The sequence below is a fragment of the Mycobacterium sp. genome, from assembly GCF_049281135.1.
Lineage (GTDB): Bacteria > Actinomycetota > Actinomycetes > Mycobacteriales > Mycobacteriaceae > Mycobacterium.
On sequence record NZ_JBAPRN010000293.1, the window covers coordinates 1 to 18,936 of the forward strand.

Here is an 18,936-nt window from a genome sequence, read left to right on the forward strand (position 1 = left end):
CACGGCCAGGGCCATCGCCCACAGTGAGCTCAGCAGCGTCACCATGAACAGGTCGCGGATGCCGAATGCGAGCTTGGCGCTGTCGACGGTGTTGAACTGCGCGCTGGTGAAGAAATTCGCGTGGTTGGCCCGCAGTGCTGGAATCGCGTGGATCAGCAGGAATATCGCGATCAGCCCGATAACGATGGTGATCGTCGAACCGGCGAGGGCGGCGACCGACGTGAAAAGCCGGTCGCCCGCCCGTGCCTTAGCTCCGTCGCCGGCGCTGCGCGCGGGCGCTGTCGCGGTGGACATGATGGCCCTTGATCAGGCGATGGCGTTGACCGCGGTTGACAGCCTCGACCTGAAGGCGTCGGGGATCGGGATGTATCCATTGTCCGCCAAGCCATTCTGGCCGGGCCCAATGGTTGCCTGGAGGAACGCCTTGACGGCCGTGCCGACCTGACTGTCCGAATACTTCGAGCAGACAACTTCATACGTCGCCAACACGATCGGGTAAGCGCCCGATTGGGTGGGCTTGTAGAACGACAGTGTGTCCAGGATCAGGTCGTTGCCCTGCCCCTTGATCTTTGCCCCGGCGATCGTCTTGCCGACCGAATCGGCGCTGATCGCAACGGGATCGGGACCGGCGGACGTGACGATCTTTGCCTCGTTGAGCTTCTGGGCCTGGGCGAACGACCATTCGTTATAGGTGATCGACCCAGGAGTGTTCTTGATGGCCGCCGAGGTGCCGTCGTTGCCCTTGGCGCCTTCACCGATGCCGCCGTTGAACGACTTGCCGTGGCCCTTGCCCCACGCACCGTCGGATGCGCCATCGAGGTACTGCTGGAAATTGTCCGTTGTTCCGGATTGGTCGCTGCGGAACACCACGTGGATCGGCAGATCGGGGAGTGCCGTGCCGGTGTTGAGCGCGGTGATCGCCGGGTCATTCCAATTCTTGATGGTGCCGTTGAAGATCTTCGCCGTGGTCGGTCCGTCCAGGTTCAGCGAGGTCACCCCGGTGACGTTGTAGGTCACCGCGATCGGCCCGAACACCACCGGCAGATCCCATCCTGGCGACCCGCACCGCTGCTGCGCTTTGGTGTGCTCGTCGTCGCTCAGCGCCACGTCCGATCCACCAAAATCGGTTTGGTTGCCGACAAACTCATTGATTCCTGCGCCTGAGCCGTTCGCCGTGTAGTTCAGGGTTTGACCTGAGCACGCCTGCTCGAAAGCGTTGACGAATCGCGCCATCGCATTTGCCTGGGCGGTGGACCCGCTGGCCTTCAGCGTGTGCTTGCCGCCGCAGCTCACGTTCGTTTTCGACGACGACGCTCCGGACGACGCACCGCCTTCATTGGTGGTGTTGTTGTTTCCACACGCGGACAGCAGGAGCGCACCGGTAGCCAGCACGCCCACTGCAGCGCCAAATCGGTTGAATCTCAAATCAGTTCCTTTGAACGGTCGGGCGGATAGCTACTTAAACTGCGCCACGAGGCAGGACGGGCACAACACAGTTCCGACATACGGAAGCGTGGCTGTTCTTGGCCAACGCCGGGAGGATTCGAAGTAAACAAACCGGCTCACCGAGCCGAACGTAGCATCGGCATTTAGGTGCCGGCTGTGGACGGTCTAAATCAATCGCTTGACTTAACCGACGTCTCGCCGATTAACTCAGTGACATGGTCAACGAACTGCTCGACAAGGTCGCGATCGTCACCGGGGGTGCCTCCGGCATCGGCGCCGGAATCGTCGAGAAGTTCTTGTCGGAGGGCGCGCGGGTGGTGATCGCCGACGTCGAGCGTGAGCGTGGGCAAGAGCTGGCCGGCAAGCTGGGCGGCGACGTGGTTTTCCGGTCGGCCGACGTCTCGAACCCCGAACAGATCGGTGCGCTGGTCGCGGGAGCCGTCGAGACCTTCGGCCGGCTCGACGTCATGGTGAACAACGCCGGAGTCTCGAGCAAGATGCATCGCAGCTTTCTCGACGACGATCTGGCCGACTTCCAGCGCGTCATGTCGGTCAATGTCCTGGGCGTGATGGCCGGTACCCGCGACGCCGCCCGCCAGATGGCGACCAGCGGCGGCGGATCGATCATCAACATGTCGTCGATCGGTGGCATCCAGGCCGGGGGCGGCGTGATGACGTATCGCGCGTCCAAGGCTGCGGTCATTATGTTCACCAAGTCCGCCGCAATCGAGTTGGCGCAGTATGAGGTTCGGGTCAATGCCATCGCGCCGGGCAATATCCCGACACCGCTGCTGCAGACGACGACAACCGATAAGTCGCCCGAAGAGCTCGCGCGCTTCGAGCATGCGATCCGCGAGCAGATGCGCGCCGATCGGCCGCTGAAGCGAGAGGGCACACCCGACGACATCGCCGAGGCGGCGCTCTACCTGGCCTGCGATCGGGCCCGCTATGTGACCGGGACCGTCCTGCCAGTCGACGGCGGCACGGTCGCCGGAAAGGTGCTCCGTCGGCGCAACGAGCAGATAAATTAAATCAATCGCTTGACTTAATTGGAGGCAGGGCGTTGACTAGCCCGGTGACCACCGCGAGGGCCGCGCGCAGCGATCGGGCCAGCACCACCCAGGAAGCGATCCTGACCGCCGCCGAGCGGCTGTTCGCCGAGCACGGCGTCTTTGCCGTCTCCAATCGACAGGTCAGCGAGGCGGCGGGGCAGGGCAACAACGCCGCCGTCGGCTATCACTTCGGCACCAAGACCGACCTGGTGCGGGCCATCGAACAACGGCACCGGGAGCCCATCGAACGTCTGCGGGAGGACATGGTCGCGCGGACGCTGAAGTCCGAGGACACCCGGAGTTGGGTCGCGTGCCTGGTGCGCCCATTGACCGATCACTTGGCGGCGCTGGGCAACCCCAGCTGGTACGCACGCTTTGCCGCGCAGGTGATGACTGATCCGGCGTACTACAACATCGTCGTCAAAGACGCGCTGACATCCGAATCGCTGGTGCAGGTGATCGACGGGATAAACCGGTGTCTTCCCGAGCTGCCGATCGATGTTCGGGTGGAACGCAACCTGATGGCGCGCAATCTGTTGGTCCACACCTGCGCCGATCGTGAACGGGCCTTGGCCGCAGGCGCATCCGCGCCGTGGACGTCCTGGCAGACCGCCGGGACCCGTCTCATCGACGCCGTCGTCGGACTGTGGCTGGCGCCGGTCACGCCGCACAATTAGAAGAAGTTAGATGCAGGAAAATATGAAAGTCTCTGTGGACCAAGACAAATGCGCATCGTCAGGGAACTGCGTGATGCATGCACCGGAAATCTTCGATCAGCGCGACGAGGACGGCGTAGTCGTCGTGCTCGATGAGTACCCGCCCACTGAGCAGGCCGACAACGCCCGCAAGGCTGAGGCCGGTTGCCCCGCCCTGGCCATCCACATCGAGGAGTGAGAAGTGTCCGAGACGCTCACCGGCGCGACCACCGAGGCGATCGCTGACGCCCCCGAGTATCCGATGCCGCGTGCCGGTGGTTGCCCGTTCGCCCCGCCACCGAAGGTGATGGAGCTGGCCGAGGCGCGGCCGTTGTCGCGCGTGACGATCTGGGATGGCAGCACCCCATGGCTTATCACTGGCTACGACGAGGCGCGCACGCTGTTCTCCGATCATCGGGTCAGCGTCGACGACCGTCGGCCGGGTTTCCCGCACTGGAACGCGGGCATGCTGTCCACGGTGCACAAGCGGCCCAGATCGGTGTTCACCGCAGACGCCGAGGAGCACACCCGATTTCGGCGGATGCTGTCAAAACCGTTCACCTTCAAGCGGGTTGAAGGTCTGCGCCCGGCGATCCAGCAGATCACCGACGACGCCATCGACGCGATGCTGGCCGGGCCCAAGCCCGGTGAGATCGTCAGTGCGCTGGCACTCCCGGTGCCCTCGTTGGTGATCAGCCAGCTGCTCGGCGTGCCGTATGAAGACGCCGAGATGTTCCAGCACCACGCCAACGTCGGGCTGGCGCGGTACGCGACCGGTGAAGACACCGTCAAGGGCGCGATGAGCCTGCACAAATATCTTGCCCAGCTGGTCGAGGCCAAGATGGAGTCCCCGGCCGAAGACGCGGTGTCGGACCTCGCCGAGCGAGTCAAGGCGGGCGAGCTCAGCGTCAAGGAAGCCGCGCAGCTCGGCACCGGCCTGCTGATCGCCGGACACGAGACCACCGCCAACATGATCGGCCTGGGCGTGCTGGCCCTGCTGCAACACCCCGACCAGGCGGCGGTCTTGCGAGAGACCGGCGACCCGAAAGTCGTTGCCAACGCCGTCGAGGAACTGCTGCGTTATCTGTCGATCATCCAAAACGGCCAGCGCCGTGTGGCCGCAGAAGACATCGAGATCGCCGGCGAAGTCATCCGCGCCGGCGAAGGCATCATCATCGACAACGCGCCGGCGAACTGGGACCCCAAAGAATTCACCGAACCCGACCGGCTGTACCTGCATCGCTCGGGTGCCGGGCAGCACGTCGCCTTCGGCTACGGACGGCACCAGTGCGTCGGTCAGCAGCTTGCCCGCGCCGAACTACAGATCGTCTTCCACACGCTGTTTCACCGCGTGCCCAGCCTGGAACTCGCCGTGCCGATCGACGATGTGCCGCTCAAGCATGACCGGCTCGCATACGGCGTCTACGAACTACCGGTGACCTGGTGAATCCACTCACTAGCCGATCCGCGAGAACTACTGTCGAAGAAGTCTGGATCCGAATGGAGGGCCACTGATGTCGCCTCAAACAAGCACCGTCTCGCTGTACCCGCCGGGAGGCTTTGGCGCGCCCAAGAATCGGCACGGTCACGCCGACGGCACCAACACCGGCCTGCCCGAAGGCACGGTGGTTTTCTCGGCGGACAACCACATTTCGCTGGCCGACGACATCTTCTATCAGCGTTTCCCGGAAGACCTGAAAGACAAGGCGCCGCGGATCTGGTACGAGGAAGGCGCCTACCAAGTCGGACGGAAGGGACAGTCGTTCCTGCCAGGTGATTTCAGCGCCGTCCTGATGCAGTACGACGACCTGCCCGGTGCGGCGAGCACCAACATCGAGGCCCGGATCCAGGAACTGCGCGAGGACGGCGTCGAGAAGGAACTCGCGTTCCCCAACGCCATTCTGGCGCTCTTCCACTACCCGGACAAGAAACTTCGAGAGCTGGCGTTCCGCATCTACAACGAGTACATGGCCGAGTTGCAGGAGCAGTCCAACGGGCACTTCTACGGTGCGGGACTGATCAACTGGTGGGATCCCGAAGGCACGAAAAGGACACTGGCCGAACTGAAGTCACTCGGCCTCAAGACGTTCCTCCTGCCGCTCAACCCCGGCAAGGATGACGACGACAAGCCGATCGACTACGGCAGCACCAGCATGAAGCCGGTGTGGGATGAGATCGAGGCGGCCGGGCTTCCGATCACCCACCACATCGGCGAGACGCCGCCGAAGAGTCCGTGTGAGTTCAACAGCGTCGTCGTCGGCATGATGATCAACATCGACGGATTCCGCGAACAGTTCGCCAAGTACCTCTTCACCGGGATCCTCGACGACCACCCCGGACTCCGGATCGGCTGGTTCGAAGGTGGAATCGCCTGGGTGCCATGGGCTTTGCAGGATGCCGAGCATCTGGTGGCGTCCTACCAGCACATGTTCAATCGGCCGCTCGAGCACGACGTGCGCTACTACTGGGACACGCACATGAGCGCCTCGTTCATGGTCGATCCGCTGGGGCTGCAGCTGATCGACCAGATCGGCATCGACAAGGTGATGTGGTCCAGCGACTACCCGCACAACGAAAGCACCTTCGGCTATTCGGAGAAGTCGCTGGCCGCCGTCGTCGACGCGGTCGGCCCGCAGGCGGCCACGCGCATCGTCAGCGGCAACATCACCGAGTTCTTGGGGCTGTAGGCCGCTCGATGACTTCACCCACTTCGTTCTTGGCCCCGCCGACGTCTGCGCAAGACATTCCGGAGAGACCGGATATCGAGCGGATGCGTCGCGAGACCGGTGCGCGGCTGCGTTCGGCGATGGCCGATCGCGGTGTGGATGTGCTGATCCTGCTGGGCAACAACAGTGTCGTGTATGCGACCGGGGTGAGCTGGCCGCTGGGCGATGCCGGGTTGTCCTATGTCGAGCGGCCAGTCGCGGTTGTCCTCGCCGACGATCCGCACCCGCACTTGTTCCTGCCTTTCCGTGAAGGTTCTGCGTCGGAATCAGGTTTGCCCGCAGACCATCTGCACGGTCCGGTGTATCTGGAATTCGACGAGGGCGTGGAGAACTTCGCGCGGGTGATCGAAGAGCTGATGCCGGCCGCGGCCGTGATCGCGGTCGACGAGCTCACCGGCGCGATGCGGCGCGCGCAGCCGCGGCTGTTCCGGTCCGGACGCCCGGTCGACGCCGCTCAGATCGTCGGCGCTGCCAAGCTCATCAAGACTCCCGACGAACTGGCCTGCATCCGCACCGCGGTGCGGATCACCGACACGGCGATGGTGGACGTGCAGGCCGCGCTGGCGCCGGGAATTCGTCAGATCGACTTGTCGGCAAGCTTCATGCGCCATGCCTTCGAACTGGGCGCGATGGCCAGCATGCTCGAGCCGATCTGGCAGGTGATGCCCAAGTACAAAGCTGACGGGGTATGGACCACCCACGGGGATCTGGCATTGCCGCTGTTGACAACTGAGCGTGAACTCGCTGCCGGTGACGTGCTGTGGACCGACGTCAGCATCACGTACCAGGGCTACTGTTCCGACTTCGGACGGACCTGGGTGGTGGGCGACGAGCCGACGCCTCGGCAGCACGCGCAGTACTACAAGTGGCAAGAGATCGTCGACGCTGTGCTCAGCGTGGTGCGGGCCGGTGCCTCTGTGGCGGACTTGGGCAGGGCGGCGACGCAAGCCAATGGCGGCGCCCGGCCGTGGCTGCCGCACTTCTACCTCGGGCACAGCATCGGTGTGAACGCGGCCGAAACACCCATGATCGGAACCGATCTCGGCGAGGAGTTCGACGAGAACTTCATCCTCGAGCCGGGCATGGTGATGGTCCTCGAGCCGGTGGTGTGGGAGGAAGGCACCGGCGGTTACCGCAGTGAAGAGATCGTCGTCATCACCGAGAACGGGCATATCCGGCTGACCGACTACCCCTATGCCCCGTACGGAGAACACTGATATGGGAACCGAGGTTCTGGCCGACGACCGCGCGTTGCGCACCGGTCGTCGCGAACGCGCCCTGGCGCAAATGGAAAAGCACGATCTCGACGTGCTGGTACTCGGCCGCCAGGCGAACGTCCGCTACGTATCCGGTACACCGCAGTTGTGGGTAGCCGGCACCAGGCCGTTCGGTCCGACGTGTGTGGTTGTGCGGGAGACCGGGGCGATCCATCTGCTCAGCACCTGGGACGAGGGCGTGCCGGACGACATCCCCCACGAGAATCTCTACGGCATCGCCTGGAACCCGATGAACACCATCGCCAACTTACAACGCATCGATGGGGCGGCAACAGCGAAACATGTTGGCACCGATGCGCTTTCACCGGGGTTCGCGCAGCTGCTGCCGACGGCTTTTCCGAATGCCGAGCTAGTCGACGGTGAGCTGGCGATGCGCGCAGCCCGGCGGATCAAGACACCTGAGGAAGTGACGGCGCTACGCGAGGCGATCCGGGTGGCCGAGCTGGGCTTGGCCGCGGCCGTCGCCGAACTGCGGCCGGGAATCAGCGAGAAGACCTTGGCCGGTGTGCTGTTGGAGGCGATGGCCGCCGGCGGGGTGAGCACCCCGTCCACCCAAGACGCGGCGTGGGTGACATCCCGCGAGCACCCATGGCGTCGGGCCAATCCTGACGGATTGGTGCAAGACGGCGACCTGGTGGCGTTCTCCGCCGGCGTGCTCGACGGTGGCTACACCGGCGAAGTCGGCCGCACCTGGCCGGTCGGCGAACTCAACGGCGCCAGTGATCTGTATAGACGGTGGGATGCGCTGTGGGACAGGCTGTATGAAGCCTGTCAACCAGGTGCGCCTGCCATCGATCTACTTACGGCCTATCAGGCCGCCGGCGAAGAACTACCGCCGATGCCCATCGCGCGGGGGCTGGGTCTGGGATTCGACCCACCCGTCGTCTCTCAGCATCTGCCGGCGACGGCGGCCGAGGAACGGCTGGAGCCGGGGATGGTGCTGGCGGTCACCGGATATGTCTGGCAATCGGGCGTCGGCGCCGTGTTCGGGCGAGAGGCGGTGTTGATCACCCCCGACGGTCCCGAGGTCTTGACGTCAAGCCCCTCGGCCAACGCCGCGGCCGGCGTCTGACGATGGCCGAGAGCGCGCGGCCGTCGCCGGAGGAGATCATCCTCTACGACAAGGACCCGAAGACCAAGATCGCCGCATGCTCAGTGCGCTCTTCGAGTCGATGGGCGGCCTGGTGGCCCCCGACGGTGATGACATGATGCTCGGCGACGCCATCCAGAGCGGGCTCGCCGACTCGGTGAGGGACAACGACGCCAAGTTTCCGCCCGACTTACGGTTGAGTAAATCCGGCCGGGCGAAGAAGGACTAGGCCGTGGCGCCAGACACTGGCCCCCTGCACGGTTACACTGTGGTTGAGCTGTCCACTGGCATCGCCGGTGCCTACTGCACCAAGCTGTTGGCTGACGGCGGCGCTCAGGTGATCAAAGTCGAGCCGCCGCAAGGAGATCCGTTGCGCGGCTGGTCGGCGTCGGGTACCCACATCGAAACCGGCAGCGACGGAGCCCTGTTCGGATTCCTAGCCGGCGCCAAGCACAGCGTTGTCGCCGACCCGGGCATCGACGGCGACGCCGACCTCATCGACGACCTGCTGGCCGCCGCGGACGCGGTGGTGTGGTCGCGCGGTTCCTCGGTGGCCGAGGCCTCCGCATTCACACCGCAGGCGCTGCGTCGCTCGCATCCGCACCTGATCGTCACATCGATCACCCCGTTCGGGCTGGACGGGCCGTGGTGCGACCGGCCGGCGACCGAGTTCACTTTGCAGGCGTGGTCGGGCGGCATTGTCGGGCTGGGTCGCGGATCCGCCGATCGCGCACCGGTATTCGTCGGCGGACAGGTCGGTGACTATCTGGCGGGCGCTCACGCCGGCGTCGCGACCTTGGCGTCCCGGTTGCGCCAGATCGACACCGGCGCCGGTGAGCTCCTCGACCTCTCGATGCTCGAGGCCCAGATTCTCGGCCTGACCTATTACCCCGTCACCTTTTTCGAGATGCTGGGGCGGCCGTGGCGGGACGCCCGCAAGGTCACGGTGCCGGGGATCGCGCGTGCCAGAGACGGTTTGGTGGACGTGGGATGCGGCACTGCGCAGCAGTGGTTCGACTTGTGCGCGATGATCGGCCGCCAAGACTGGATCGACGAGGACTCGCCGCTGTCGATCACCGAGATGGCCAACGAGAAGGCCGCCGAGATCTATTCGTGGTTCGAGAGCCAGAACGCCGACGACATCCGCGACCTGGCCTCCGCGTTTCGGATACCCAACGCGCCGGTCGCCAACGGCGCCAACATCACCGAGCTGGAACAATTCCAGCGCCGGCGCTCATTTGTCGCCAACCCTCGAGACGGGTTCCAGCAGCCGGGTCATCCGTACCGGATGGAGCCCGCGAAACTCCTTCCGCCGCAACCGGCCCCGCGTCTCGGCGAGCACACCGCACAGTATCGGCAGTCTCCACTATCCGCGCCGAAGCGGCCGACGCCGTCCGGCGTCGCAGATCGGCTGCCTTTCCAGGGTCTACGGGTGCTGGACATGACCACCTTCTGGGCCGGGCCGAGCTGTACGCATTTCCTTGCAATGCTCGGGGCTGACGTGATCCACGTTGAGTCCACCCGCAAGCCGGACGGTACCCGATTGATCGCCGGCATCCCGGTCACCGAGGACCAGTGGTGGGAGAAGTCGCCGATCTTCTCGGCGCTGAACACCAATAAGAAAGGGTTGACCCTCGACCTGCAGACCTCGGCGGGCCGAGACGTGTTGCGCCGCTTTATCGCAACCTCAGACGTGATCGTCGAGAGTTTCACTCCTCGGGTGCTGGACCAGATTGGCCTGGATTTCGCGGCGGTCCGGGCGATCCGGCCCGACGCGATCCTATTGAGGATGCCGGGGTTCGGCCTGGACGGGCCGTGGCGGGACAACCCGGCGTTCGCCTACGTCATCGAGGCCGCATCCGGGGTGAGCTGGCTGACCGGTTACCCGGACCGCAATCCCTACGAGCCGTACTCCATCGGCGATCCCAATGCCGGCGTGCACGCGGCCACCGCACTGCTGCTCGCCCTGGAGTTCCGGCGCTGCACCGGTCAAGGCGTGATGATCGAGGCCGCGATGATCGATGCGGCCCTGAACATCGCCGCCGAACAGGTCATCGAATACTCCGCCTATGGTCAGTTGCTGCAGCGCGCCGGCAATCGGGGACCGGCGGCCGCGCCGCAGAACCTTTACCGCACAGCCGATGTCGACGAATTCGGGCGCCTCGACAGCTGGGTGGCCATCGCCGTCGCCGATGACGAGCAGTGGATCGGGTTGTGCGAGGCGCTGGGCCGGCCGCAGTGGGCGCTGGACGAGAAGCTGTCGACTGCAGCGGGCCGCCGAGACTCCCACGACTTCATCGACGAGCACCTGGGCATGTGGTGCGAGGACCGGGGTGGCGACGATATCGTCGAATGCCTATGGGCTGTCGGCGTTCCGGTGGGCAAGGTGATGCAGCCGCATCGCCAAACCGAGATCCCGCAGCTGCAATTTCGTGGCTTCTTCGAAGATGTCGGCCATCCGGTGAACGAGAGCGTGCCACACAGCACGCTGCCGGTGCGGTTCTCCGCCGGTCCAGATCGATTCCATCTGAACCCTGCGCCGTTACTCGGCGAGCACAACCACGAACTGCTGGCCGAACTCGGGTTGAGCGGCGACGAGATCGCCGTGTTGGAAGCCGACGGTGTCATCGGCCGAGCGCCCGGCGGTGCGCGCAGACCCCCGGCTCGCTAGTGACCCCACCCGTCGCCGGCCTGGTCCTCGAAGGTCTGGTCGATGCGATCGAATCGGCGGCGGATTGATGCCCGGGCGGCCGAATGGGGCAGCACGTAGAGGCGATTGGCCGCAATCGCGTCGACGGTCAAGCGGGCTACCTCGTCGACGTTCAAGGTGTCCGGTTGCGCTGGAGTGCTCGTCGCTGACAGCCCGTAATCCGCGCCCATGATGCGTTCGGAGTTCGAGAGCAGCTTGGTCTCCACGACCATCGGGCAGAGCACCGACACACCGATTCCGTTGTCTTTGACCTCACGGGCCAGATTCTCGGCCAGGCCCACGACGCCGTATTTCGCAACGCTGTAGGCGCCGAGGCCGACGTTGGGCATCAGCCCGGCGAACGACGCGGTGAAGGCGATGTGGCCGCCGGTGCCCTGCTTGAGCAACCTGGGCAGAAATGCCTCGACGGCATGGATCGAGCCCCACAGGTCGATGTCGATCACCCAGCGCCAGTCGTCGTGCGTCATCTGCGCGATCGGACCGGCGACCGCTATGCCGGCATTGCTGAAGACCACGTCGACCTGACCGAGAAGACGAAATGCCTCATCGGCCAGGTTGATCATCTCCTTGAGATACCTGACGTCACACATCACGCCATGCGCTTCGAACCCCTTGGCCCGCAAGTGCGCAACCGCCTGCTCCAGCGACGGCTTATCGAGGTCGGCGAGCACGACACGCGCTCCCCGACTTGCGAACTCGGTCGCGGTCGCGAAGCCGATACCGTTTGCACCGCCGGTGATGACGGCGCCTTTGCCTTCATATCCGTTCATGGCGCGACGGTAGCCGATCGGCCTGGGCGCGCGACGACGGCCCCGTCAGCGCGTGATGGCGTCCAGCGCGCCGCGGGTGTCGAGGTCGACGAAGGCCGCCGCGTAACGCTGTGCCAGCGCCAGGCAGATCTCGGCACCTTGCCACGCGTCGCCGCCGCTGAGCGTGGCCATCCAGATCGCCAACCCATGGGCGACCGACCCCCGATACCGCAGCCAGACCTCGTCGGCGCTTGGCATGTCCTCGGCCGGCAACGAAAGCGCACCGCGATATTCGTCGACGAGGTCCCGCTCGCTGCGACGACGATCCTCAATCGTCAGCGCGCCCTGCAGGAAGTAACCGAGGTCCAGCGCGAAGTTGCCGCGCCGCACCATCTGCCAGTCCAGGAATCCGACGGTGTCGTCCGGGAGCACATAGGTGTTGCCGATGTGCGGATCACCGTGCAGCAGCGTCTGCGGCGCCTCGGTCAGGGTGCCGATATAGCGGGCCCAGATATCCACGAACAGGTCAGTACCCGTCATCGCCGGAATCTCGGCGGGAACGGAATCTCCCAGACGCTCATGGGCGATCTCGAGTGGCGCGTATTCCAATCCCGCGAATGCGACGAACGGCTCGACCCAGCTGAGCGCCGGATCGCTGATGATTCGATCACCCCAGAACTCGCTGTGTAGTTTCGCCAATCCGCGGACGCCGCTTGCTACCTGATCGACGGTCATCGGCCGCGTCGAATCGCGTGGATCGGCGCCGCGTGCGACGACATCTTCCATGATCATCAGGAAGTCGGATGCGTCCTCATCGAGGATCGCGGCGTAGACGACCGGATGATCAAGCGGGAGAATGACTCCCGCGTTGAAGAGCCGTGGCTCGTGAAACAGCCCACTGGTGAGCGCGACGAGTTCCGCGTGCGCCGGATCGACCGCCTTGGCGAACACGGTGGCCGGTCCGGTTCCGGCCGAGTAGGTCAGCCCGAGCCGGGCCCGCCGGTTGGTGCCGTCATCACGCAGCACCACCTCGACGTCGCTGACAACTGCGTCGGGATGGTGCCGACCGAGGGCGCCGGTCATCCAGGCCGGGGTGATCTCGTTCCAGCTGGCAGGTATGGATAACTCCGAAAGCGTCACGGCAGAAGGCTATTTCAGGCAGCTGCCGCCGTCGATCGGTAGCGTGACGCCGGTGACGTAACGCGCCTCGTCGGACGCGAGGAACAGCACCGCGTTGGCGATGTCCTCGGGCTCGACCCAGCCGATTGGCAAGGTGTGCATCAGCTGGCCGACGACCTTCATGTCATCGGGGCCTGGGTGCTCCAGATCGGGACGGAACAGCTTCATCGTGCCGTCGTTCATGAACAGCGGGGTGTTGACGTTGGTCGGGTGCACGGAGTTGACGCGGATGTTCTGCGCGCCGAGCTCGACGGCGAAGGTGCGCATCAAGCCGACGACACCGTGCTTGGCGGCGACGTAGTGACCGGTGTGCGGGTAAGCCTTGAGGCCACCGACCGAGCTGGTGAGGATGATCGAGCCGCCGTTGCCGCCCGCGAGGATATGGGGCACACCGGCTTTCACGGTCTTCCACACGCCGCCGAGGTTGATGTCGATCATGGCGGTCCAGTCTCTTTCGCTGGTCTTGTCCAGCGTCTGGCCACCGTTGCCGATGCCGGCGTTGGCGACGATGATGTCGAGCTTGCCGAGCTGCTCCACGCCGGTGTCGACCGCGGCCTTGAGTGCGTCGTAATCACGGACATCGACCTCGGCGGTGTAGATCCGACGGTTGTGGCCCTTGACCAGGTCTGCGGTCTCGGCCAGATCCTCGGGCGTAGAGGCGGCGATCAGATCCACGGTGTCGATCTTCTTACAGATGTCCACTGCGATGATGTCGGCGCCTTCTTGGGCCAACCGCACCGCATGTGCGCGGCCCTGACCGCGGGCCGCACCGGTGATGAATGCAACCTTGCCTTCGACTCGACCCGCCATCATTTCCTCATTTCATTACTGGTGATTGCTCAACCGATGGCAGCCGGCATCGTGTCCCAGCCACGCACGGTGGACGTCGGAGACAACGCGGCACGGTTGAGGTCGACTTGCCATTCGGGGAAGCGCTTCAAGATCTCTTCTAGCGCGATCCGACCCTCCAGTCGCGCTAACGCCGAGCCCAGGCAGTAGTGGGTACCGACACTGAAGGAGAGGTGCTGGCGCGGTTCGCGGTGAATGTCGAAAACATCGCCGTCCGGCGGGAATTGGCGGTGGTCGCGGTTCGCGGAGCCGATGAGCATCATCATCGCGCTGCCCTCTGGCACCGTCTGTCCGTAGTAGGTGACGTCCCGGGTCACGTAGCGCGCCACGTGTGGAGCGGGTGGCTCGAAGCGCAGAAGTTCCTCGATCGCCGCGGGGATGAGGGCGGCGTTCTCGGCCAGCTCGCGTCGCTGGTCGGGATGCTCGGCCAAGACCTTTCCGGCCCAACCGATCAGCCGGGTGGTGGTTTCGTTGCCGGCACCGGACACCACGCTGATGTAGGTGAGTAGCTCCTCGCGGGTCAGTCGCCGCGTGACGCCCTTCTCGTCGGTGAACTCGACATTCAGCAGATCGGTCATGATGTCGTCGGAGGGATGCTCAGCACGCCAGTCGATGAAATCGGCGAAGAACTCGCCGGTGTTCATACCCTCGGCCGCCGCTTTCATCGGCTTGCCCGCCTCGGTGCGCATCTGGTCGTTCGTCAAATCCCTTGCCGCTTCTTGGTATTCATCGGGAATGCCGAGCAGCATGCCGATCACCCGCATCGGCATCTGCGCGCCGAGGTCGACGACGAAGTCGAAACTGTCTCCGCCGGTAATCGGATCCAAACTGTGCGCGCAGAATTCGCGAATCTTGAGCTCGAGATCATTGATCTTGCGCGGGGTGAACATGCGGGCGAGCAGTTTGCGGTGCACGTCATGGATAGGCGGGTCTTCGAAAATGATGACGCCCGGCGGAATGTCGATGTTGGCCTTGATCAGCTCGATGATCGCGCCGCGGGCCGAGCTGAACGTCTCGTGGTCGACGAGCGCTCGGTCGACATCGGCGAACCGGCTCAGTGCGTAGAAGTCGTGCTGCTCGTTGTAGTACAGCGGCGCCTCTTCGCGGATCGTCCGGAACGCCCGGTACGGATCGGCATTGATCTCCACGTCGTACGGGTCGTAATAGACGCCGTCGGGTGCAGTCACGGTCACGGAGCTTCGCCTCTCGGTGCGGGCGCATAGTTGGTAGTGCTGAGAACCTGCGGCAACTCTGTCATCAGCCGCCTGCGGGTGTCAACGCGGAATCCGTTTTCGCTACTCATCATTCTTTCTCAACGAGAATACAGTTCTCGTAATGCGCGTTTTGTGCGATATGCGAACGGTTTTGCGTCATCGGCCGGCGCCGTCGCGAAAACGCAGCAGCGCTTCCTGGGCGTAGGACGCGACGAGCGTGCCGTCTTCGGTCAGGACGTCGCCACGCCCAAAGCAGCGGCCATGCGCCAGCACCGGACTGTGCTGTCGCAGTAGAAGCCAGCGGTCGGTGCGAAACGGCTGGTGAAACCACACCGTGTGGGAGGTGACGGCTGAGGTGAACAGGGTTCCGTTGCCACTGTGGTTGAAGCCTTCCAGCGGACGCAGGGCTGTCCCGATGAGCGTGAGGTCGGTGGCGTAGGCGGCCAGTGCGGGCGCGAGGTCGCCGTCGAGCGGCGGGGTGCGCATCCAGACCTCGAATCGTGGTGGGCCGGCGGTGAGCGCGTTGAGATCGTCGGCACTGCGGGTCTCCCACGGGATCAGGTCGAGTTCGACCCGATGTGTTTCGTCCAGCAGCGCCGGAACCGCTTGCGAGTCTTGGTTTTCGGGCCCGTCCTCGACAGTGTGCAGCGAGACCGAGCTACTGGCCAGCACGGCATGTGGCTGCTGGGCGGTGATGGTCAACGACGCAAAAGACCGGCCCTCGTGCTGACGCGTCGCCTGGTAGCGGACCGGCTCGGCGGCACGTCCTTCGCGCGCGAACACCGTATGCAACGACTTGACCGTTTTGTCGGGGCAGGCCAGCGATGCGGCCCGGATGAACTGCGCGAGGAGTTGGCCGCCGAACACCCGGTGGTAATCCAACTGTTGGCTGACACCGTCGAACACCGTGACGTTGTCGGGCTCGGATGGCTCGTGCTCGATCTGCAGATCAAGGCAACCGAGCAGGTCGGTCCAGGGATCGATCACGCCGTGAGTGTAAGTTAAATTCTCGCTGACCGGTAACCCGGTTCTCGCCGGTTATTTCCCGACGAAACCGCACGAGCAGAAGTCCCAGACCTCATCGGCGGTGATGGGGTGTGAGGACTCGTCATCCGGCCCGCCGCTGGACTGGGCGATGAACATGACCGTTTGCATGGTCATCGCCGCCATTCGCCGTGGGTTGATGCCGGCGCGGAGCTCGCCCGCATTGCCTGCGGCTTCCATCAATTCTGCGAGCAAAGTAACAAGCGGCGCGTGAGCAACTTTGACCTCTGCGGGATGCGACACCAGCAATCGCGGAGCAAAGTCGGTGAACAACGGCCTCTTGGCTGTCGGGTCGGGCCGCGAAGACTCGAACAGCAACTCGACGGCAACCTTCAACCGGTCGATCGGGTCATCGTGGTTGGCGGTGGCGGCACGAATCTGGTCGGCCGAACGGCTCAGCGCGTCTTCGAACAGCGCCAACAGTAGTTCGTGCTTGCCATCAAACTGCAGGTAGAAGCTCCGTAGCGACTGGCGGGAACGGTCGACGACCTCTTGCACAGTGAAGTCTGTGCTGCCCTTTTCGATGATGATGGCCTGCGCCGCATCCAGGAAGCGTTGGACGCGTTGCGCGGCCCGCAGCTTTGCCGTCTTGATCGACCGCTCAACGGCGCGCTGCTTCCAGGCCGGCTCTTCGCTCGGGCTGGTCACGGGCGGCTCAGCTGATTGCCGCGAGGGGGGAACATGGTTGGACTGTACCGGAGAACGCCGTGTCATTGTGTGCTAGCCCCCTAGCGGGACGACGTGTCTGAGATTGTAACTTTCGCTGCACGAGAATAGTATTCTCTCACTGCTCTCCAGGGAAGCAGAACGCGAATTACCGGCCGCGCGGGAGGGTTCATGCAATTGACCTTCGATGCCGACGTCGAGGCGTTCCGCGCCGAATTCGTGGATTTTCTCGACGAACATCTGCCGGACGAAGCCGACGTCGTGCGACGCTCGCACTCGTCGTCCGATATCCCGCCATGGGCGCGGCAGTGGCAGCGACTGCTGTTCGATCACGGCTGGCTGGTGCCCGGCAACCCGCCCGAGTTCGGCGGCCGCAACGCCACGGTGCTGCAACAGTACGTGCACGCCGAGGAGTTGTCCCGCCGGCGTATCTACCAGAGTTTCAATCCGCAGGGCGTCGGAATCATCGCCGCGTCGCTTCTGTCGTTCGGGACGCCGGAGCAGAAGCGGCGTTGGGCGGTGCCGATTTTGCGGGCCGAGATCACCGCGTCGCTGGGAATGAGCGAGCCGGGTGCCGGTTCGGATCTGGCATCGCTGCGCACGCGCGCGGTACGCGACGGCAACGAGTTCGTGGTCAACGGGCAAAAAGTGTGGACCTCAGGCGCCCACGATGCAGACGTGTTGCTGGCATTCGTGCGCACCGATCCCGATGCTCCTAAGCACAAGGGGATCAGCGTGCTGCTGATCCCGACCGACAGTCCCGGTGTCGCGCGCCGCCCTTTCGCATCGGCGTCTGGTCTCGACGACCAGGATTTCAACGAGGTGTTCTTCACCGATGTTCGCGTGCCGGCCGAAAACCTGGTCGGCGAGATCAACCAAGGGTGGCGAGTCGCCACCGGGTCCCTGGGCCACGAGCGCACCATGCTCTGGATGGGCTACGCCGACCAATTGCGGGAAATGACTGAGGATTTCCGGCCGTCCGATGAACTGGAACGCGATCGCTACGCCACCCTGGTGATGGATTGCGAGGCGCTGCGATTGCTCGGTTCGGTGGCGCTGGCGCGTGCCGCCCGTGGCGAAGAAGATGTGGCGAGCCAGTCGGTGCTCAAGTTGCTGGGGTCCGAAGCGGTGCAGACCGCGACCGAACACGTGCTGGGCGCCGCGAGTGTCGATGGGCTGATGCACCCCGCCGTCACCGGCCCGTATGCTCCCTTGAACTTGGATTCCCACTACGGCAGCTGGTTCGATCGCTACTTTCGTAGTTTCGCCGCGACCATCGCCGGTGGCACGTCCGAAATTCAGCGGAACATCATCGCTCAGCGGATACTCGGCCTGCCGCGCAACTGAGTGGCGGCGAGTCACATTCGCCACACCCAGTCGCTGGACGTCGGGGTCGACGCAATGCCCGCCTCGGAGCGAAAGCCGATTTCAATTCGCTCGGACGCATGTCTGAACCCGGCTCAGAGCTGCGCCAAACGCGGCGCAAATCCCTTGGCGCGCAAAGTCGCCCCAGCTTCTCGGGTCAGTTCGCGTGAGCTACCGAGCAGGCCGTCCAAGACCAAGGCGCGCTTGATATGCCGGTGCAGTTCATGCTCAGCGGTGAAGCCGATACCGCCAAGCACCTGCTGGCAGTGACGCGCCGCAGTCAGCGCGGCCTGGCCGGCCGCGGCCTTGGCTAGCAGAAAGCTCAGCTCGTCAGGTTCAGCTGCAGCGGCCAGCAGGGTGGCCTCCGCGCCTTCGATGGCCACCAAGGTCTCGGCCAGCCGATGCCGGATCGCCTGGAACGACGCGACAGACCGACCGAATTGCGTGCGATCCAGGGCGTGCTGGCGAGCCAGCGCCAGCATCGCGCGGCCGGCGCCGACCAGCCACCAACCGACGGCGTGCCGTCCTGGCCCCATAGGCGCCGAATCACCCTCAGGCACAGGGTGTATCGGCAAATCGTGGCCGAGCACCGAGCTCGGCTCGCCGGTGCGAGCCCAGACAACCCAGGAGTCGCCGGTGTAACGCATCGGCACCGTGCCGCCGCCCTCACGACCGGCCGCTCGTAGCACGACGTCGTTGAGCACTGGGGCATGAGCGCCGGTCTCGCCAAGCAACCGGAACACCAAAGGGACTGCCGCTTGCGGCATTTCGTCCAGCATCTCGAGCCAGCCCAGCTCGGCCAGCGCGGCGTCGAGTTGCTCGCCCGACGCCGTCGTCATCGTCTTACGCAAGCCGTCTTCGAGGAGCTGCAAGG

Annotated in this window: 17 protein-coding genes and 2 pseudogenes; 10 read left to right on the forward strand and 9 right to left on the reverse strand. The window is 64.6% G+C overall.

Translation table 11 applies throughout. The features are described 5' to 3' along the window. Together WAN02_RS11765 and pstS are read right to left on the reverse strand one after the other, a co-directional pair. Positions 1-294, reverse strand: a pseudogene (locus WAN02_RS11765) (phosphate ABC transporter permease subunit PstC); the annotation flags it as partial. 12 nt (positions 295-306) lie between these two features. Next, the gene (gene pstS / locus WAN02_RS11770; RefSeq protein WP_422264347.1) at positions 307-1,425 is read right to left on the reverse strand and encodes a phosphate ABC transporter substrate-binding protein PstS; all 1,119 of its coding nucleotides are present in this window, start codon (positions 1,423-1,425) and stop codon (positions 307-309) included. A gap of 236 nt (positions 1,426-1,661) precedes the next feature. Here pstS and WAN02_RS11775 point away from each other — a divergent pair, with 236 nt between their 5' ends. From WAN02_RS11775 to WAN02_RS11815, 9 genes and pseudogenes are all read left to right on the forward strand, one after another. Further along, positions 1,662-2,477, forward strand: coding sequence for an SDR family NAD(P)-dependent oxidoreductase (locus WAN02_RS11775; protein WP_422264348.1), 816 nt, complete (start codon positions 1,662-1,664; stop codon positions 2,475-2,477). A gap of 44 nt (positions 2,478-2,521) precedes the next feature. Next, positions 2,522-3,175 (forward strand): TetR/AcrR family transcriptional regulator, encoded by a 654-nt coding sequence (locus WAN02_RS11780; protein ID WP_422264349.1) that lies wholly within the window; start codon positions 2,522-2,524, stop codon positions 3,173-3,175. Positions 3,176-3,197: 22 nt separating this feature from the next. Then, positions 3,198-3,392, forward strand: a complete 195-nt coding sequence (locus WAN02_RS11785) for a ferredoxin (RefSeq protein WP_422264350.1) — start codon at positions 3,198-3,200, stop codon at positions 3,390-3,392. Between the two features lie 3 nt (positions 3,393-3,395). Then, complete coding sequence (locus WAN02_RS11790) at positions 3,396-4,640, forward strand: cytochrome P450 (protein WP_422264351.1); 1,245 nt, start codon at positions 3,396-3,398, stop codon at positions 4,638-4,640. A 178-nt stretch (positions 4,641-4,818) separates the two neighbouring features. Beyond that, entirely contained in the window at positions 4,819-5,880 is a 1,062-nt protein-coding gene (locus WAN02_RS11795; RefSeq protein WP_422264372.1) for an amidohydrolase family protein, read from the forward strand. Positions 5,881-5,888: 8 nt separating this feature from the next. After that, entirely contained in the window at positions 5,889-7,136 is a 1,248-nt protein-coding gene (locus WAN02_RS11800) for a M24 family metallopeptidase (RefSeq protein ID WP_422264353.1), read from the forward strand. 1 nt (position 7,137) lies between these two features. After that, entirely contained in the window at positions 7,138-8,268 is a 1,131-nt protein-coding gene (locus tag WAN02_RS11805; RefSeq protein ID WP_422264354.1) for a M24 family metallopeptidase, read from the forward strand. Between the two features lie 76 nt (positions 8,269-8,344). Next, positions 8,345-8,515: pseudogene (locus WAN02_RS11810) on the forward strand (enoyl-CoA hydratase/isomerase family protein); the annotation flags it as partial. Positions 8,516-8,554: 39 nt separating this feature from the next. Next, positions 8,555-10,957, forward strand: a complete 2,403-nt coding sequence (locus WAN02_RS11815; protein ID WP_422264355.1) for a CoA transferase — start codon at positions 8,555-8,557, stop codon at positions 10,955-10,957. Here the strand turns inward: WAN02_RS11815 and WAN02_RS11820 are convergent. The 6 genes from WAN02_RS11820 to WAN02_RS11845 form a co-directional block, all read right to left on the reverse strand. Then, on the reverse strand, positions 10,954-11,766 hold the full coding sequence (locus tag WAN02_RS11820; RefSeq protein WP_422264356.1) for an SDR family NAD(P)-dependent oxidoreductase: 813 nt from the start codon (positions 11,764-11,766) through the stop codon (positions 10,954-10,956). The genes WAN02_RS11815 and WAN02_RS11820 overlap by 4 nt on opposite strands. 45 nt (positions 11,767-11,811) lie before the next feature. Then, positions 11,812-12,885: a phosphotransferase gene (locus WAN02_RS11825; RefSeq protein WP_422264357.1), complete on the reverse strand. Its 1,074-nt coding sequence runs from the start codon at positions 12,883-12,885 to the stop codon at positions 11,812-11,814. Positions 12,886-12,894: 9 nt separating this feature from the next. Continuing rightward, a complete protein-coding gene (locus tag WAN02_RS11830; RefSeq protein WP_422264358.1) occupies positions 12,895-13,734 on the reverse strand; it encodes a mycofactocin-coupled SDR family oxidoreductase in 840 nt (279 codons plus the stop codon). A 29-nt stretch (positions 13,735-13,763) separates the two neighbouring features. After that, the gene (locus WAN02_RS11835) at positions 13,764-14,966 is read right to left on the reverse strand and encodes a cytochrome P450 (RefSeq protein ID WP_422264359.1); all 1,203 of its coding nucleotides are present in this window, start codon (positions 14,964-14,966) and stop codon (positions 13,764-13,766) included. A 177-nt stretch (positions 14,967-15,143) separates the two neighbouring features. After that, positions 15,144-15,974 carry an acyl-CoA thioesterase gene (locus WAN02_RS11840; RefSeq protein WP_422264360.1) on the reverse strand — a complete coding sequence of 277 codons (831 nt, stop codon included), beginning with the start codon at positions 15,972-15,974 and terminating at the stop codon, positions 15,144-15,146. 51 nt (positions 15,975-16,025) lie between these two features. Further along, positions 16,026-16,679, reverse strand: a complete 654-nt coding sequence (locus WAN02_RS11845) for a TetR/AcrR family transcriptional regulator (RefSeq protein ID WP_422264361.1) — start codon at positions 16,677-16,679, stop codon at positions 16,026-16,028. 189 nt (positions 16,680-16,868) lie between these two features. Here WAN02_RS11845 and WAN02_RS11850 point away from each other — a divergent pair, with 189 nt between their 5' ends. After that, entirely contained in the window at positions 16,869-18,044 is a 1,176-nt protein-coding gene (locus tag WAN02_RS11850; RefSeq protein WP_422264362.1) for an acyl-CoA dehydrogenase family protein, read from the forward strand. 113 nt (positions 18,045-18,157) lie between these two features. On the opposite strand, the gene WAN02_RS11855 is transcribed toward WAN02_RS11850, so the two are convergent. Further along, a complete protein-coding gene (locus WAN02_RS11855; RefSeq protein WP_422264373.1) occupies positions 18,158-18,901 on the reverse strand; it encodes an acyl-CoA dehydrogenase family protein in 744 nt (247 codons plus the stop codon). Positions 18,902-18,936 lie beyond the last annotated feature (35 nt).

Excerpts from the sequence above, each read along its gene's own strand:
- WAN02_RS11855 (WP_422264373.1), bottom strand. The coding sequence starts at position 18,901 with ATGACGACGGCGTCGGGCGAGCAACTCGACGCCGCGCTGGCCGAGCTG.
- WAN02_RS11785 (WP_422264350.1), top strand. The coding sequence starts at position 3,198 with ATGAAAGTCTCTGTGGACCAAGACAAATGCGCATCGTCAGGGAACTGC.
- WAN02_RS11775 (WP_422264348.1), top strand. The coding sequence starts at position 1,662 with ATGGTCAACGAACTGCTCGACAAGGTCGCGATCGTCACCGGGGGTGCC.
- WAN02_RS11820 (WP_422264356.1), bottom strand. The coding sequence starts at position 11,766 with ATGAACGGATATGAAGGCAAAGGCGCCGTCATCACCGGCGGTGCAAAC.
- WAN02_RS11805 (WP_422264354.1), top strand. The coding sequence starts at position 7,138 with ATGGGAACCGAGGTTCTGGCCGACGACCGCGCGTTGCGCACCGGTCGT.
- WAN02_RS11800 (WP_422264353.1), top strand. The coding sequence starts at position 5,889 with ATGACTTCACCCACTTCGTTCTTGGCCCCGCCGACGTCTGCGCAAGAC.
- WAN02_RS11850 (WP_422264362.1), top strand. The coding sequence starts at position 16,869 with ATGCAATTGACCTTCGATGCCGACGTCGAGGCGTTCCGCGCCGAATTC.
- WAN02_RS11830 (WP_422264358.1), bottom strand. The coding sequence starts at position 13,734 with ATGGCGGGTCGAGTCGAAGGCAAGGTTGCATTCATCACCGGTGCGGCC.